Source organism: Streptomyces sp. NRRL B-1140 (genome assembly GCF_001280065.1).
Classification (GTDB): domain Bacteria; phylum Actinomycetota; class Actinomycetes; order Streptomycetales; family Streptomycetaceae; genus Streptomyces.
Genome location: NZ_LGEA01000091.1, coordinates 492,677 through 507,228 on the forward strand (window position 1 = coordinate 492,677; position 14,552 = coordinate 507,228).

General features: G+C 70.9%; 12 protein-coding genes and 1 pseudogene. 6 read left to right on the plus strand and 7 right to left on the minus strand.

Features of this window, described 5'->3' with window-relative positions; genetic code table 11:
* The first annotated feature begins 89 nt into the window (after positions 1 to 89).
* The 4 genes from clpB to ADK65_RS14155 all read left to right on the plus strand — a co-directional run bounded on the left by clpB (position 90) and on the right by ADK65_RS14155 (position 5,610).
* A complete protein-coding gene (gene clpB, locus ADK65_RS14140; protein WP_053670427.1) occupies positions 90 to 2,687 on the plus strand; it encodes an ATP-dependent chaperone ClpB in 2,598 nt (865 codons plus the stop codon).
* 622 nt (positions 2,688 to 3,309) lie between these two features.
* Positions 3,310 to 3,837, plus strand: coding sequence for a hypothetical protein (locus ADK65_RS14145; RefSeq protein ID WP_053670428.1), 528 nt, complete (start codon positions 3,310 to 3,312; stop codon positions 3,835 to 3,837).
* Positions 3,838 to 4,116: 279 nt separating this feature from the next.
* A complete protein-coding gene (locus tag ADK65_RS14150; RefSeq protein WP_053670429.1) occupies positions 4,117 to 4,644 on the plus strand; it encodes a YbjN domain-containing protein in 528 nt (175 codons plus the stop codon).
* Between the two features lie 246 nt (positions 4,645 to 4,890).
* The gene (locus ADK65_RS14155) at positions 4,891 to 5,610 is read left to right on the plus strand and encodes a response regulator transcription factor (protein ID WP_053670430.1); all 720 of its coding nucleotides are present in this window, start codon (positions 4,891 to 4,893) and stop codon (positions 5,608 to 5,610) included.
* Positions 5,611 to 5,620: 10 nt separating this feature from the next.
* Here ADK65_RS14155 and ADK65_RS14160 read toward each other — a convergent pair whose 3' ends face one another.
* Complete coding sequence (locus tag ADK65_RS14160; protein WP_053670431.1) at positions 5,621 to 7,255, minus strand: ATP-binding protein; 1,635 nt, start codon at positions 7,253 to 7,255, stop codon at positions 5,621 to 5,623.
* A 300-nt stretch (positions 7,256 to 7,555) separates the two neighbouring features.
* On the opposite strand from ADK65_RS14160, the gene ADK65_RS14165 reads away from it, so the two are divergent.
* On the plus strand, positions 7,556 to 7,915 hold the full coding sequence (locus tag ADK65_RS14165; RefSeq protein WP_053670432.1) for a hypothetical protein: 360 nt from the start codon (positions 7,556 to 7,558) through the stop codon (positions 7,913 to 7,915).
* A 149-nt stretch (positions 7,916 to 8,064) separates the two neighbouring features.
* Here the strand turns inward: ADK65_RS14165 and ADK65_RS14170 are convergent, their stop codons facing one another.
* From ADK65_RS14170 to ADK65_RS14190, 5 genes and pseudogenes are all read right to left on the minus strand, one after another.
* On the minus strand, positions 8,065 to 9,375 hold the full coding sequence (locus ADK65_RS14170) for an ABC transporter permease (RefSeq protein WP_234352872.1): 1,311 nt from the start codon (positions 9,373 to 9,375) through the stop codon (positions 8,065 to 8,067).
* The gene (locus ADK65_RS14175) at positions 9,372 to 10,082 is read right to left on the minus strand and encodes an ABC transporter ATP-binding protein (protein WP_053670433.1); all 711 of its coding nucleotides are present in this window, start codon (positions 10,080 to 10,082) and stop codon (positions 9,372 to 9,374) included. Before ADK65_RS14175 ends, ADK65_RS14170 begins: the two co-directional genes overlap by 4 nt.
* Positions 10,079 to 11,386: a peptidoglycan-binding domain-containing protein gene (locus ADK65_RS14180; protein ID WP_053670434.1), complete on the minus strand. Its 1,308-nt coding sequence runs from the start codon at positions 11,384 to 11,386 to the stop codon at positions 10,079 to 10,081. The genes ADK65_RS14175 and ADK65_RS14180 overlap by 4 nt, the downstream gene beginning before the upstream one ends.
* Positions 11,387 to 11,388: 2 nt before the next feature.
* Positions 11,389 to 11,958 (minus strand): hypothetical protein, encoded by a 570-nt coding sequence (locus tag ADK65_RS14185; protein WP_053670435.1) that lies wholly within the window; start codon positions 11,956 to 11,958, stop codon positions 11,389 to 11,391.
* Positions 11,959 to 12,101: 143 nt separating this feature from the next.
* Positions 12,102 to 12,281, minus strand: a pseudogene (locus tag ADK65_RS14190) (aminotransferase); the annotation flags it as partial.
* A gap of 85 nt (positions 12,282 to 12,366) precedes the next feature.
* Here ADK65_RS14190 and ADK65_RS37105 point away from each other — a divergent pair.
* Entirely contained in the window at positions 12,367 to 12,672 is a 306-nt protein-coding gene (locus ADK65_RS37105) for a recombinase family protein (protein ID WP_234352873.1), read from the plus strand.
* Positions 12,673 to 12,785: 113 nt separating this feature from the next.
* Here ADK65_RS37105 and ADK65_RS14195 read toward each other — a convergent pair whose 3' ends face one another.
* The gene (locus ADK65_RS14195; RefSeq protein ID WP_053670437.1) at positions 12,786 to 14,471 is read right to left on the minus strand and encodes a TIGR04141 family sporadically distributed protein; all 1,686 of its coding nucleotides are present in this window, start codon (positions 14,469 to 14,471) and stop codon (positions 12,786 to 12,788) included.
* Between the last annotated feature and the right edge of the window lie 81 nt (positions 14,472 to 14,552).

Below are 14,552 nucleotides of genomic sequence, written 5' to 3' on the forward strand. Positions count from 1 at the left end.
ACCCCCGATCCCCGCGGCGACGCCCTTGAGTGCAGTAGACTCAACTTTGTGCAAGCCGTTCGGGTCAGTGCGAGGAGGAGAACGCGAACGTGGACGCCGAGCTGACCAACCGGAGCCGGGACGCGATCAACGCTGCCAGCAACCGGGCCGTGACCGAGGGACACCCCGACCTCACCCCTGCCCACCTGCTGCTCGCGCTGCTCCAGGGACAGGACAACGAGAACATCACCGACCTGCTCGCCGCGGTCGACGCCGACCAGGCCGCCGTGCGCGCCGGAGCCGAGCGCGTGCTCGCCGGGCTGCCCAGCGTCACCGGGTCGACCGTCGCGCCGCCCCAGCCCAACCGCGAGATGCTGGCCGTCGTCGCCGACGCGCAGGCCCGCGCCAAGGACCTGGGGGACGAGTACCTCTCCACCGAGCACCTCCTCATCGCCCTCGCCGCGAAGGGCGGGGCGGCCGGCGAGGTGCTGTCCCAGCAGGGGGCCGACGCCAAGAAGCTGCAGGCCGCATTCCAGAAGACACGAGGACAGCGCCGCGTGACCACCGCAGACCCCGAGGGCCAGTACAAGGCCTTGGAGAAGTTCGGGACCGACTTCACCGCCGCCGCGCGGGAGGGCAGGCTGGACCCGGTCATCGGCCGGGACCAGGAGATCCGGCGCGTGGTGCAGGTGCTGTCCCGGCGGACCAAGAACAACCCCGTCCTCATCGGCGAGCCCGGCGTCGGCAAGACCGCCGTCGTCGAGGGCCTCGCCCAGCGGATCGTCAAGGGCGACGTGCCCGAGTCGCTGAAGGACAAGCGGCTGGTCGCGCTCGACCTGGGCGCCATGGTGGCGGGCGCCAAGTACCGGGGTGAGTTCGAGGAGCGGCTCAAGACCGTCCTTGCCGAGATCAAGGACTCCGACGGGCAGATCATCACCTTCATCGACGAGCTGCACACCGTCGTCGGGGCCGGCGCGGGCGGCGACTCCGCCATGGACGCCGGGAACATGCTGAAGCCGATGCTCGCGCGCGGTGAGCTGCGCATGGTCGGTGCGACGACCCTCGACGAGTACCGCGAGCGGATCGAGAAGGACCCGGCCCTGGAGCGCCGCTTCCAGCAGGTCCTGGTCGCCGAGCCGACCGTCGAGGACTCCATCGCGATCCTGCGCGGGCTCAAGGGGCGCTACGAGGCCCACCACAAGGTGCAGATCGCCGACAGCGCGCTGGTCGCCGCCGCCTCGCTCTCCGACCGGTACATCACCTCCCGCTTCCTGCCCGACAAGGCCATCGACCTCGTCGACGAGGCCGCCTCCCGGCTGCGTATGGAGATCGACTCCTCGCCCGTCGAGATCGACGAACTCCAGCGCGCCGTCGACCGGCTCAAGATGGAGGAGCTGGCGATCGGCAAGGAGACCGACGCGGCCTCCCGCGAGCGCCTGGAGAAGCTGCGCCGCGACCTCGCCGACAAGGAGGAGGAGCTGCGCGGCCTCACCGCCCGCTGGGAGAAGGAGAAGCAGTCCCTCAACCGCGTCGGTGAGCTGAAGGAACGCCTCGACGAGATCCGCGGCCAGGCCGAACGCGCCCAGCGCGACGGCGACTTCGACACCGCCTCCAAGCTGCTCTACGGCGAGATTCCCGCCCTGGAGAAGGAGTTGGAGGCCGCCTCCGAGGCTGAAGAGGAGGTGGCCAAGGACACCATGGTCAAGGAGGAGGTCGGCGCCGACGACATCGCCGACGTCGTCGCCTCCTGGACCGGCATCCCCGCCGGGCGGCTGATGGAGGGCGAGACGCAGAAACTGCTGCGCATGGAGGACGAGCTGGGCAAGCGGCTCATCGGCCAGACCGAGGCCGTGCGGGCCGTCTCCGACGCCGTACGGCGGTCCCGCGCCGGGATCGCCGACCCGGACCGGCCCACCGGCTCCTTCCTCTTCCTCGGCCCGACCGGCGTCGGCAAGACCGAACTGGCCAAGGCGCTCGCCGACTTCCTCTTCGACGACGAGCGGGCGATGGTCCGCATCGACATGTCGGAGTACAGCGAGAAGCACAGCGTGGCCCGCCTCGTCGGTGCCCCGCCCGGATACGTCGGCTACGAGGAGGGCGGCCAGCTCACCGAGGCCGTGCGCAGGCGGCCGTACTCCGTCGTCCTGCTGGACGAGGTGGAGAAGGCCCACCCCGAGGTCTTCGACATCCTGCTCCAGGTGCTGGACGACGGGCGTCTGACGGACGGCCAGGGCCGTACGGTCGACTTCCGCAACACGATCCTCGTGCTGACGTCGAACCTGGGCAGCCAGTTCCTGGTCGACCCGGTGACCAGCGAGCAGGAGAAGCGGGAGCAGGTGCTGGAGGTGGTCCGCACCTCCTTCAAGCCGGAGTTCCTCAACCGCCTGGACGACCTGGTCGTCTTCTCGGCGCTGACCAAGCCCGAGCTGGAGCGCATCGCGAAGCTCCAGCTGGAGCGTCTGGCCAAGCGGCTCGCCGAGCGGCGGCTCACCCTCGACATCACGCCCGAGGCGCTGGCGTGGCTCGCGGAGGAGGGTATGGACCCGGCGTACGGCGCCCGGCCGCTGCGCCGCCTCGTGCAGTCCGCCATCGGGGACCGGCTCGCCAAGGAGATCCTGTCCGGGGAGATCAAGGACGGCGACACGGTCCGGGTGGACCGCTTCGAGGACGGGCTCCTGGTCGGACCGGCCACCGGCAAGGCCTCTTGACCGCTCCGCCCTCGATGTCGGCCCGCCCCGTACCTCCGGGGCGGGCCGACTCGTGCGGCCCCCACGCATGCCCTCCCGCGTGTGCCGTGTGCGGGCGCGGCCCTCGGTGAGGTGCGCCCGGTCCCTCGTGCGCGACGCCGTCGCCCGGACAGCAGATATCCGGCCAACTCACCGCGCCTTCTCCACGCTCCGGACGTTCCGCTTCCCGGCATCGTCGCCATGCGCGACCGGGTTCGAACGACCTTTCGTTTCGGCCGGCCGGTTCCGCTCGAGGAACGGTTCTCGGCCACGTCTTGCCGGCCCTCTGTCCGCGTGTTGCCAGTGTGCCTAGAGTGGCCGGGCTGCCAGTGAAGTGGACCTGACCAGTCCGTCCTGGTGCGTTGACCATCCACGGGGGGATTCAGCCATGCACGTCATCCTGCGCGCCTTCACGCCGCCGCCTGCCCGCTGACGGGGAGGGAGCACCTCGCGGCGGAGCCCTGCCCAGCGGCGGCCCCCGCGCTCCTTCCGCTCCGCGAGAACGCGTCCGCGTTCCCCGGCCGACGCTCCCTCCGCACAGGTGACCAGCCCCTGGCCGGTGCCAGCCCTCGTGTGTCCCCACCACAGCCAGAAGGAATGCCCCATGCGCAAGCTCCTGACCGCAGCCGGTCTCACCTCCTCCGCCGTCGCGCTCGGCGTGCTGTTCGCCGGCCCGGCCGCCGCCTGGACGGCCTCGGCCCAGTTCGACGTCGTCTTCCCCGGCCAGAAGCCGCAGACGACCTACTACGTGGAGAACACCGGCGCGCAGACGACGTCGAACGGCAACATGACCGGGAAGTCGGTCGTCTACTGGCAGCTCGGCGTCGACCAGGTGATCGACGCCTCGAAGCGGTTCACCAGCTTCAAGATCACCACGCGGGTCGAGGCCCGCCTCGGCAAGTCCGCCGAGGACGAGGTCATCACCAAGAAGACGTGTGACATGACCGCGATCATCAACGACCACTACGCGTGGTCCTACGACTCTCCGGACAACACCTGCGTCGCCCCGTCCGCCACCTACGACGGTGAGCTGTGGTGGTCGTCGGACGCCACCGTCGTCTACGACATCGAGGGAGACGGAAAGGGCGCCATCACCCAGGAGCTCCCCGGCACCCAGCTCGTCCACGGCTGACCGGCGCAAACGCGTCACCCGTCCACGACACCGCTCCGGAGAACAGACGTGATACCCAGATCGTGAGCTGCCCAGCGGTGAGGTGCACTGCTACGACAAGGTGGACATCTTCGAGGTGCGGCGCGCCTGACAGGTGCGCCGGGGCTCCGGCGAGGTACCCGGTGTTTCCGCCGACCGGCCGGATCCTGTCAGCCCTGGGCTGACGGGGCCGGTCGGGGCTTGCCACCCCCCTCCCCGCATGGGGGAGGATGGCGGAATCCGTACGAAGGGAAATTCACGGTGACCATCGACCCGTCCTCGATTCCGAACTTCGGGGGCCAGCCCGAGCCGCAGCCCGGCGGCCCGGCCGGCCCCGTCGTCCCGGATCAGGACCTCGTGAAGCAGCTCCTCGACCAGATGGAGCTCAAGTACGTCGTCGACGACGAGGGTGACCTCGCGGCGCCGTGGGAGCAGTTCCGCACCTACTTCATGTTCCGGGGAGAGGGAGACCAGCAGGTCTTCTCCGTGCGGACGTTCTACGACCGGCCCCACGAGATCGAGGCCAAGCCGCAGATCCTTGAGTCGATCGACGACTGGAACCGCCGGACCCTGTGGCCCAAGGTCTACAGCCACACCCACGACGACGGCACGGTCCGCCTGATCGGCGAGGCCCAGATGCTGATCGGCATGGGCGTCAGCCTGGAGCACTTCGTCTCCTCGACGGTCAGCTGGGTGCGCGCGGCGATCGAGTTCGACAAGTGGCTCGTCGAGCAGCTCGGTCTCGAAGAGGAGATCAACGAGGCGGAGAAGCCCGAGGACGACGAGTAGGCCCCCTGCCGGGGCTCCACGGCGCGTCGGCGCGTACGAACGGGTACGCGCTGCACGCGCCGTCTGCTTTTTCGGTTCGGGCGCCCGGATGCCGCCCACGCCGAAGGTTGCTCCGCACGCGGTACTGTGCGGCGAGGGCGGTCGGCCCGGGATTTTCCCGAGGTCGGAATTCCGGAGGTGGGAATTCCGGGGGCCCGTTGATATCACCGGTGCTGGAATCGTGCAGAGCCTCGTTGAGGAGATTCGTTGAGCGCGCGCATCCTGATCGCCGAGGACGACGAAAAACAATCCCGTCTCATCCGGATCTATCTGGAACGGGAAGGCAACGCCGTCCAGGTCGTGGCCGACGGCCGGGCAGCGCTGGAACGGGCACGTTCGACGGGGCCGGATCTCATCGTCCTCGATGTGATGCTGCCGCTCGTCGACGGACTCGACGTGTGCCGCATTCTGCGGGCCGAGGGCCACGAGGTACCGATCCTGCTGCTGACCGCGCGCAGCACCGAGGAGGACATGCTCCTCGGCCTCGACCTGGGGGCCGACGACTACCTCACCAAGCCGTACAGCCCCCGCGAGCTCACCGCACGCGTACGGGCGCTGCTGCGGCGCTCCAGGAAAGCCGGCGCGGCCGGCAGCGAGGTGCTGCGGGTCGGCGCGGTCGAGCTGGACACCGCCCGCTTCGAGGTCCGGGTGGCAGACCGCCCGGTGGCGCTGACCTCCAAGGAGTTCTCGATCCTGGAGGCTCTGGCCCGCGAGCCGGGGCGGGTGTTCACCCGGGCCCAGATCATCGAGCGCGCCTTCGGCTTCGACAGCGACGTACTCGAGCGCACGGTGGACGCCCATGTGCGCAACCTGCGCCGGAAGCTGGGGGACGACCCCACCCGGCCCCGCCATCTGGAGACCGTGTACGGCCGGGGATACCGCCTGCTGGACGGCTCGGCGCCCGCCCGGGCGCACGCGGAATCCTGACCGGGGCCGGTCAGCCGGAGTCGGCCGACGGCCCGGTCGCGGCGAGTGTGACGGTGAAGGTCGTGCCGACGCCGACGGTGCTCTCCACGGCGATCGTCCCCTGGTGGTCGGTCACGATCTGGCGGGCGATGGACAGCCCCAGGCCGCTTCCTCCGGTGGCGCGGCCCCGTGCCGCGTCCGCCCGCCAGAAGCGGTCGAAGAGATGCGGCAGGTCCTCGGCGGGTATCCCCTTCCCGGTGTCCCGTACCTGAAGCACCGCGCGATCGCCGTGCCGGGCCAGCGCCAGTGTCACCGTGCCGCCCGGTGCCGTGGCCCTCAGCGCGTTGCCGACCAGATTGCCGACGACCTGGCGCAGCCGGTCGGCGTCGGCGTCGGCGTCCACCGGCCGCGGCGCCTCCAGCCGCAGCGCGACACCCGCCGCGTCGGCCTGGGCGCGGTGAGCCGTGCCGGCTGCTTCGAGGAGCTCGCGCAGATCGACGCGCACCCGGTGGTAGGTGAGTGCACCGGCCTCGGCCAGCGCGAGATCCTGCAGGTCGTCGACGATCCGCTGCTGCAGCAGTGCCTCCTCGTGGAGGGAGTCGAGCAGCTCGGGGGTCGGCTCGACCACCCCGTCCCGCAGGGCCTCCAGATAGCCGCGCAGATTGGCCAGCGGGGTGCGCAGCTCGTGGGCGATGTCACCGGTGAGGCGGCGCTGGCGTTCCTCGCCGGCCTGGATGGACTCCGCCATCCGGTTGAAGGCCCGGCCCAGTTGGGCGATCTCGTCCCGGCCGGACACGGGCACCCGCCGCCCCAGGTCTCCCTCGCCCAGCCCCCCGGCCGCCAGGGTCATGGCACGGACCGGGCGCAGCACCGCCCGGCTCAGGAGCAGGGCGCCGAGCACGGCGGCGAGGGCGACGCCGCCCGCGACGGCCATCGTGGGCGCCGCGGCCAGGGTGGGCGGGGACTCGTCCCGGACGCCGAGACGGATCACCAGGCGTGGCGGGGCGGCGGTGCCCACGCGCTCGTTGAACACCCGCTGCAGGCAGGTGGTGAACTGCGGTTCCGACTCGCAGGTCCGGATCTTCTCGAGGTCCTGCGGGGTCTGCGGGTCCGGTTCGCCCTTCGGCTCCTCGCACCGTTCCGGCCGGCGCTCCGTGCTGATCCGCGGCACGCCGGTGTCGTCCGGCCGGGCCGTCACCTCGGCTCCCGCCCGGGTCAGACAGGCCGCGTACACCGCTTCGGCGCGGTACTGGGCGATCGCGGTCGCCGTCCGCTTCATCGAGGTCCGCGGCAGCTGTCGCGCGGGGATCCGCAGGAGGGGGCGGGGGTCGACCAGCACGGGCGGCTGGTTGCTCACCGGGCGGGGGTCACGTCCCTCGAGCGCGTCGGAGTCGGCGAGCAGGACGTCGTTCTCGGTGGCGACCCGGATGCGCTGGCCGGTGTCCTCGGCCAGGCGGCGCACCGTCGGCGAGAGGCCTTCCCAGGTGCTGTGCGCGAACCCGTACGCGCGGAGGTCGCCGGTGATCCGGGAGACCTCCTGCCGGCCCGCGGTGACACTCTCCTGGACCTGGCGGTTCGCCTGACGCAGGGTCAACCAGCCGGTGGCGGCGGTGGCGGCCATCGCGACCAGCATCAACAGGCCGAGTACCCGGAACCGGAAGCTCATCGGTCACCCCGCCCAGCGGCCGGGACCTGTGTGCGCGACGGGACTCGGATGCTCGTCAAGAGTGCGCTCCCGGCCGAAAGGACTGTGGAATGGCGCATTTCCTCTTCCGGTGTTTTCGGACTCTCATGGGCAGTAATCGGACGGTTGGGGGCGGAAGGATTTCTTCAGCATCTTTTTGACTGTGATCGTACTGACGCCACTTGCGCACCGATTGGTGCAGTGGTCGCTGTTTCGCTCAGGTGTCGTCCAACGACCTGAGAGAAGCAGCGCCAACCGAGAACGCATTCATGGGGGTTCAAAGTGAAGCGTCGCATCGCAGCTGTCATACCCGCCCTGGCGGCGGTGGCCATGGCCGTCCCGCTCGCCCTCTCCACCCCGGCCACCGCGGCCGCGTCCTGTGGCAGGACCGCCTCCGACATGGACAGCAGCGCCTGGAACAGGACCGCCAACGGCGCCAACGAGAGAAGCGGATCCAGCACCAACTGCGCCAGCAACGGCATCGCCTACAACACCCACCGCCTCGACTACCACTGCTACACGCGCATCGGCAACACCAGTGAGACCTGGACGTACCTCCGCAACGACACCACCGGTACGTCCGGCTGGGTCCGCGACGACCTGCTGAGCGACGGCGGCAGCCTCGTCTACTGCGGGTTCTAGCACACTCGCCGCCACTCCCGCGGGAGTGCCGGGCAAGCAGGACTGATGGTGCGTCAGGGGCGGTCTCATCGAGGCCGCCCCTGACTCGTGCGGCCGCCCCCGACGCGTACGCCGGACAAGCCCCCCGACGCGTACGCCGGACAAGCCGCTCAGGAGCCGGACAGGGCCTCCGTCGGTGACAGCCGGCTCGCCCGTACCGCCGGATACAGTCCGGCGATCATGCCGATGACCAGGGTGCAGCCGATCCCCGCCGCACTCGCCCACACCGGGACCACGGTCGGCCAGCCGCGGCTGAGGGCGTAGACCGCCGTGATCGCCGTCCCCAGCACCGTCCCGCCGAGGCCGCCGATCAGCGACAGCAGCAGCGACTCCGTCACGAACTGGGTCCGGATCTGGCCGCGGGTCGCCCCCAGCGCCCTGCGCAGGCCGATCTCGGGTCGCCGCTCCAGGACCGAGATCACCATCGTGTTGCCGACCCCGACGCCACCGACGAGCAGCGCCACGCCACCGAGGCCGAGCAGCAGTCCGGTGAGTGCCGACTCGGTGGCCTCGCGGGCGGCGAGCGCGTCGGAGGGCCGGGAGATCTGGACCTGTCCCGGTTTCTCGGGGTACGCCGTGGCCGGCAACACGCTCCGTACCGCCGCGATCTGGCTGTCCTCGGCGCGGACGTAGACCGTCGACGGATGGCCGTCGAAGCGCAGGTACGTCCGGGCCGCCGGCCAGCCGACCAGCGCCGCGCTGTCGAGCTCCGGCGCGAGCGGTACGGGATCGAGGACGCCGACGAGGGAGAACCAGCGGTCGCCGAGCCAGACGCGGGTCCCCGGTGTGTACACGTCGAGCCGGCCCGCGGCCGTGGAGCCGAGCACGACCGCCGGGTACTGCTCGGTCGCGGAATCCAGCCAGCGGCCCCGGCGGACGTGGCCGCCGACGGCCGGGAGCAGGCGCTTGTCGGCGGCGAGGACCTCCAGGGAGCCGGTGCGGCCGATGGCGATGCGCTCGTTGCGGTAGACGTGCGCGTCGGTCGCGCCGGTCGCGGCGACCTGCTGGACGGGCGGGATGCGGCCGATCATCGCGACGGCCTCGTGGGGCAGTTCGGCCTCGGTGCCGTCGAGTGAGTCGCCTGGGGCGACCCGCAGCAGATTGGTGCCGAGCGCGTCGAGCCGGCGGTCCACCTCGGCCCGGCCGGAGCCGGAGATCCCGACCACCGCGATCATGGCGGCGACGCCGATCGCGATCCCGAGCGCGGAGAGGAAGATCCGCAGGGGACGGGTCCGCAGCCCGGTCCCGCCGAGCCGCACGATGTCCTGGGGACCGAGGCGGGCGGCCCGCAGCCGGCCGCCCGGGCCGCCGACGTCGTCGCCCGCTCGTCCGCGGCCACGTCCGCCGCCCCGGCCGGGGCCGGGCGGCGGGGTCGGCGGGGTGCCGTCCGTGGACGGGCCGTCCGTCGTGACGTCGGTCATAGGACCGCCTCGTCCGGCACGGCGCCGCTCGCGGTGTCCGCCACCACGCGGCCGTCGCGCATCTCGATACGGCGGGGCAGCCCGGCCGCGATCTCCCGGTCGTGGGTGATGATCACGACCGTGGTCCCGGCGGCGTTCAGCTCGCGCAGCAGACCGAGTACGGCCTCTCCGGAAGCGGAGTCCAGGTTGCCGGTCGGCTCGTCCGCCAGCAGGACCGCCGGTTCGCCGATCACCGCCCGGGCCACCGCCACCCGCTGGCGCTCGCCGCCGGACAACTGGTGCGGGAGGTGGTGGACACGGTGACTGAGGCCGACCCGTTCCAGCGCCGCCGCCGCGCGGGCCCGGCGGCGGCGCAGCGGCACTCCGGCGTACAGCAGCCCGTCGGCCACGGAGTCCAGGACGGGAACCCCGACCGCCAGATGGAACTGCTGGAAGACGAAGCCGATCCGGGTGGCCCGCAGCGCCGACACCTCACGGTCCGTCAGCTTCGCCACGTCGTGGCCGTCGACCAGCACCCGCCCGGCGGAGGGCCGGTCGAGGCTGCCCATGAGGTTCAGCATGCTGGACTTGCCCGAGCCCGACGGGCCGACGACCGCGACGAGTTCACCGCGCCCGATGCGCAAGGTCACGTCCCGTACCGCCGCCACCCCACCGGGGTACGTCTTGGAGACCGCGTCGAACTCCACGACCGCCGATGCTCCGCTCACTCCGGGATCCTCACGTTCATGCCCTCGCGCACCGCGCTTCCGCTCACTTCCACCCTGCCGTCCGCGAAGAGCCCGGTCTTCACCGCGACGAACCGGCCGTCCGAGGTCTCCAGGCCGTGGCCGCCCTCGGCCAGGGCGACCAGCGCGGCGACCGGGACGGTGAGGACGTCCGCCCGTTCCCGCCCCACGTACTCGACGGTGACCGGCGCGCTCTCCAGCCGCCCGACGGATTTCTGGTCCTTGACGGTGATGGTCACCGGAACCGTCGGTGTCGCGGAGCCGCCTTCCCCGCCGCCCTCCTCGGGCGCGGTGGCGCTCTTGCCCACCGAGGCCACCTCGCCCTTCACCGACTTCCCGTCGGGCAGCCCGATCGTGACGGCGGCGCCGCGCACGGCCCAGGAGTCCTCCGCCGCCGAGGCGTTGACGACGACCTTCCGGGACGTACCGGTGTACTTGAGTGCGTCATCGGTGGCCGGCGAGCCGAGCCGGACACCCGCGTGGCCGATCCGTACCTTGCCGGCGGAGTAGACGACGTCCCCGATGCCGACCTTGCCGGTCCGGGGAAGCCCGAGGGATTCCTGCCAGCGCTTGACCGCGCGGGCGGTGAGGGCGGTGAACTCCTCGTCGACGGTGAAGCCGGTGTAGCCGAGAGCGGCCAGATTGCTCTCGAACTGCAGGACGTCCATCCCGCGCAGCGTGCCCCCCGTCCCTCCGGACCCGGCTCCGGACCCGGACCCGGTGCCACCCGGCGTCGGCGATCCGGAGGGGGCCGGCGCCGAGGAGGTCTCGTCCGTGCGGCCCTGGTCACCCGATCGCTCGGTGTCCCCCGCGGTCCCGGTCCCCTGCCGGGTGCCCTGCGGGGCGTCCTGACGGTCGTCCGCGGTCAGGCCCAGCTCCCGGTACATCGGCAGGCTCCCGTACAGCAGCACCACCGGCCGGTCGTCGACGCGCAGCAGAGTGCCGCCGCGCTTCACGGTCGTGCCCTCCGCGGGCAGCCAGGTCACGGTGCCCGTCGCCTTGACGGGCAGCGGTATCTCGGCGCCGTAGCCCAACTGACCGTCCACCGTGGTGCGTTCGGTCAGTGTGGTCCGGGTGACCGGGACGGTGGAGTCCGAGCGGGGCGGGGCGGAGGACCCCTCCTCCGCCCCGCCTCCGCCGAGGCCGAGCGCACCGACGACGGCGACCGCCGCCACGACGACCAGAGCCGACGCCACCAGGACCGTACGCCGTCCGCGCCGACCGCGCGGTGGCGGCGCGGGAGCCGCCCCGCTCTCGTGCTCGGTCTGCACAGCCGTCTCCGCCATCGTCAGCCCTTGCCGGCGGGCTGGTCCGCCGGGTCACCGATGATCGGAGCGCAGACACGGGTGGCACGCTTGGCTCCCGCCGACGTCTGGTTCCACTCGGAGCCCTGCGCGGTGCCGTCGGGGCCGGGATCGGGGAAGTCGGGGGCGCCGTTCTTCTGCATGCAGTCGGCGTAGTCACGCTTGACCTTGATCTGCTCGGGGCTGAGCGTGGGCTGGTTGGCGTTCTCCAGGCCCTCGGGGACGGCCGCCTTGAGCGAGGCGCACTTCTCGGAGGCGTCCAGGAACTTCGTGTTCTTCTTCAGCGCCGCGTTGTCGCCGAAGTCGACCTGCCCCTTGGCGTCCGGGTCGGGGGCGTCGACCCCGTTATTCCGCAGACACTTCACCCACTCGCGCTGGGCGTTCACGTACGCGGCCACGTCGTCGCCGCCACTCGGCGCGGCCGTCTTGCCGGATGCCCTGTCGCCGCCCGCGGTCGGGACCTTCGGGGTGTCGCCCTCGTCCCCGCAGCCGGCCAGGGTGATCGCCATGACCGACGCCGTCACCACGGCCATCAGCACCCGGTTCGTCCTCATCGGTTCTCCCGCCTCCTGTCGCGCCCGACCGCGAGCGCGGCGGACCTCCCGACCGTAGGCCGGAGGTGATGAAGAACCTTTGAAGAACCTGTCATCCGATCATGCGGCACTCCGGTGGGCGGGCGGAGCCCCTGCGGCCCGGGCTACGACATCAGGCGCTTCACGGCCTCCTCAAGCACCTCGGTCCGCTTGCAGAACGCGAACCGTACGAACGGCGCGCCCTCCTCGCGGTGGTCGTAGAAGACCGCGTTGGGGATCGCTACCACGCCCGCGCGTTCCGGCAGGCCGCGGCAGAAGGCGAAACCGTCGGTCTCGCCGAGGGGGTAGGCCGCAGGGCGGCGTGCGCGGTTCGGCTCCACCAAGGGCGGGATGACGATCGTCGAGGAGGAGGCCGAGAGCGTCCGGTAGGTGTTCGATCGCTACCTGAAGGGGGACGGGGCGGCGCCTCTCGCGAAGGGGCTCCATAGTCGGGGCATCTGTACGGCTGGCGGCAAGGCGTGGAACAGCGAGACTCTCCGTGCACTGCTCGACTCCCGGCAAGTTGCCGGAATTCGCATGCATCAGGGCGAGGAAGCCGGCCCCGGTGCTTGGCCCGCCATCATTGATGCGGGTGTGTGGGCGGAGGCGCGACTCGGCACGAGTACCGGTCGGCGGTGTACCGGGAGGCGCTCAGCCAGCCGCCGCAGCGCTACTACCTGCTGCGCGTCCTGGTGATGTGTGGGCGGTGCGGGACGGGCAAACGGTGAGCGCTCAGACTGGGTGCCCCCAGGTGAGATCAGCCGCGGCTTCTAGATGCCCCTGAGCTCGGCAGAGCCTACGCGTGGCGGCTACGCCGCAATCCGCTGGAACCCGTTCGAGGTGACGGTCGGCGGAGTGGAGGAAATGCCGACGACCTCGACCTCAACACCCCACGCTTCGAGCGTCCTGGCCGTCTGAACCAGAGTGACCTGCGAGAACGCGAACAGGGTGTCCGCGGTGAGGTCGGTGCCGTCCTTCAGCAAGATCGCGAAGACGACCTTCGACGGCCGGAAGCCTTCCGGCAGGCCGCGTCCGTTCCGGGCCGCGAGCACCTTCTCAGTGAACCGTTCCCGTCCTTCCGGGGAGTTCCGCAGAGTCTGTACGGCGACGAGCGCCTGGCTGAAGAGATGGCTGAGCGCGTCGGAGCCCTTGGCGCGCTTCACCATGATCAGGACATTGTCCGGGCTCAGTAGGTCGCAGATCTCCACACCGTTCCCCCGGTGCAACGTGGTCTGAACGCCGTCGCGGTCGAAGCTGACGTACCCGGGCCGCTGGTCCGGTACGGACGCGTTGTAGGTGCGCTCCTTCTCCCCGAGGACCCAGGGGGGCAGGTCGACGGAAGGAGACTCAGTGATCAGCCTCTCGACGTGCAGGCGGGTCGTCTTCAGGTACTCCTGGTCGATCTCGTACCAGTGGTCGTCCATGAGGAAGAACCGGTGGGAGTCGAGGGACACTTCCGCCTCGATCCACCGGAGCGCGCTGGACGTCCAGATCTCGTCGGCCCGGTCGGCGCGGCTGTGCCGGTACAGGGTGACGGTTCCTTCGCGGAGTACGGCCACACGGGTGCCCGCGCGCTGCACGCGAGCTCGGCAGAGGACGTAATCGAGGTCGAAGTCATCGGTCGACCGACCGGTGACGCTGCTGTTGATCCTGGCCCTGAACGTCCGACCAGCGATGTAGTCGTCCCAGTGGTCGGCGGGGACGGCGGCACGGATCCTCCCGTCCGGCTCCTGGCCCAGGAGCTCGTCGAGGACGGCCTCCAGGCGGGTGAGCAGGCCGGGATCGTCGACGGGTACGACATGCTCGACGAACTCCAGCTCCGGACTCGGCTTCTCCTCACGCAGGACACGGGCAATCGCACGGATGTCGGCGATCAGGTCGGCGCCCTCCACACCGAGCCGCAGGCGCAGGCCGGCGCCACCCTCGGCACTGGAGACCTTCCCCGGGTTGTCCCGGGAGATGGTGAGGGGGATGTTGTCCAGGTGGCCGCCGAGGCGGCGCACGATCTGGGCGTGCTCGACGATGCCCAGGCTCCACACCGAGGCCCCGCTGGGGATCAGAGTGATGTCGGTGCGTCCTCCGCCCGGCGTGTGCGACACAAGGTCCCGGATCTTCGCGGGGTCCACCCGGCGGGACGCGAAGCTCAGCCCGAAGCGGTGGTCCTTCAGACGGTCGGGCACCAGGCGGAAGCCCTGGTCATAGCCGATCGCGTACACCTCACCGTCGACGGCGAGCATCAGCAGGCCGGCCGAGCGGTTGACGGGCCGTGACACCTCGATACCCGTCGTTCGGAAGATCTCGTCGCACCAGCTCGCGACGGGCTGCTGGAAGCTGCCGGTGACCAGGACCGCCGGTACACCGAGGTTCTCGGGGACGTCGACTTCCGCGTGGACCCTTTCCAACTGGTCCGCGTCCAAGGCGTCGAACATCGCGCCGTCCGTGGGAGGCACGCCTCTGAGCCGGTACAGGGTTCGCTTGGACGTACGGGCCGTCATACCGCTGCTCCTCGTTCTGGTCTTCGTGGACGGTCGCGGTAACCGTCCTCGTGGTGTCGTTTTCACGTGTGTCTTCCTCCC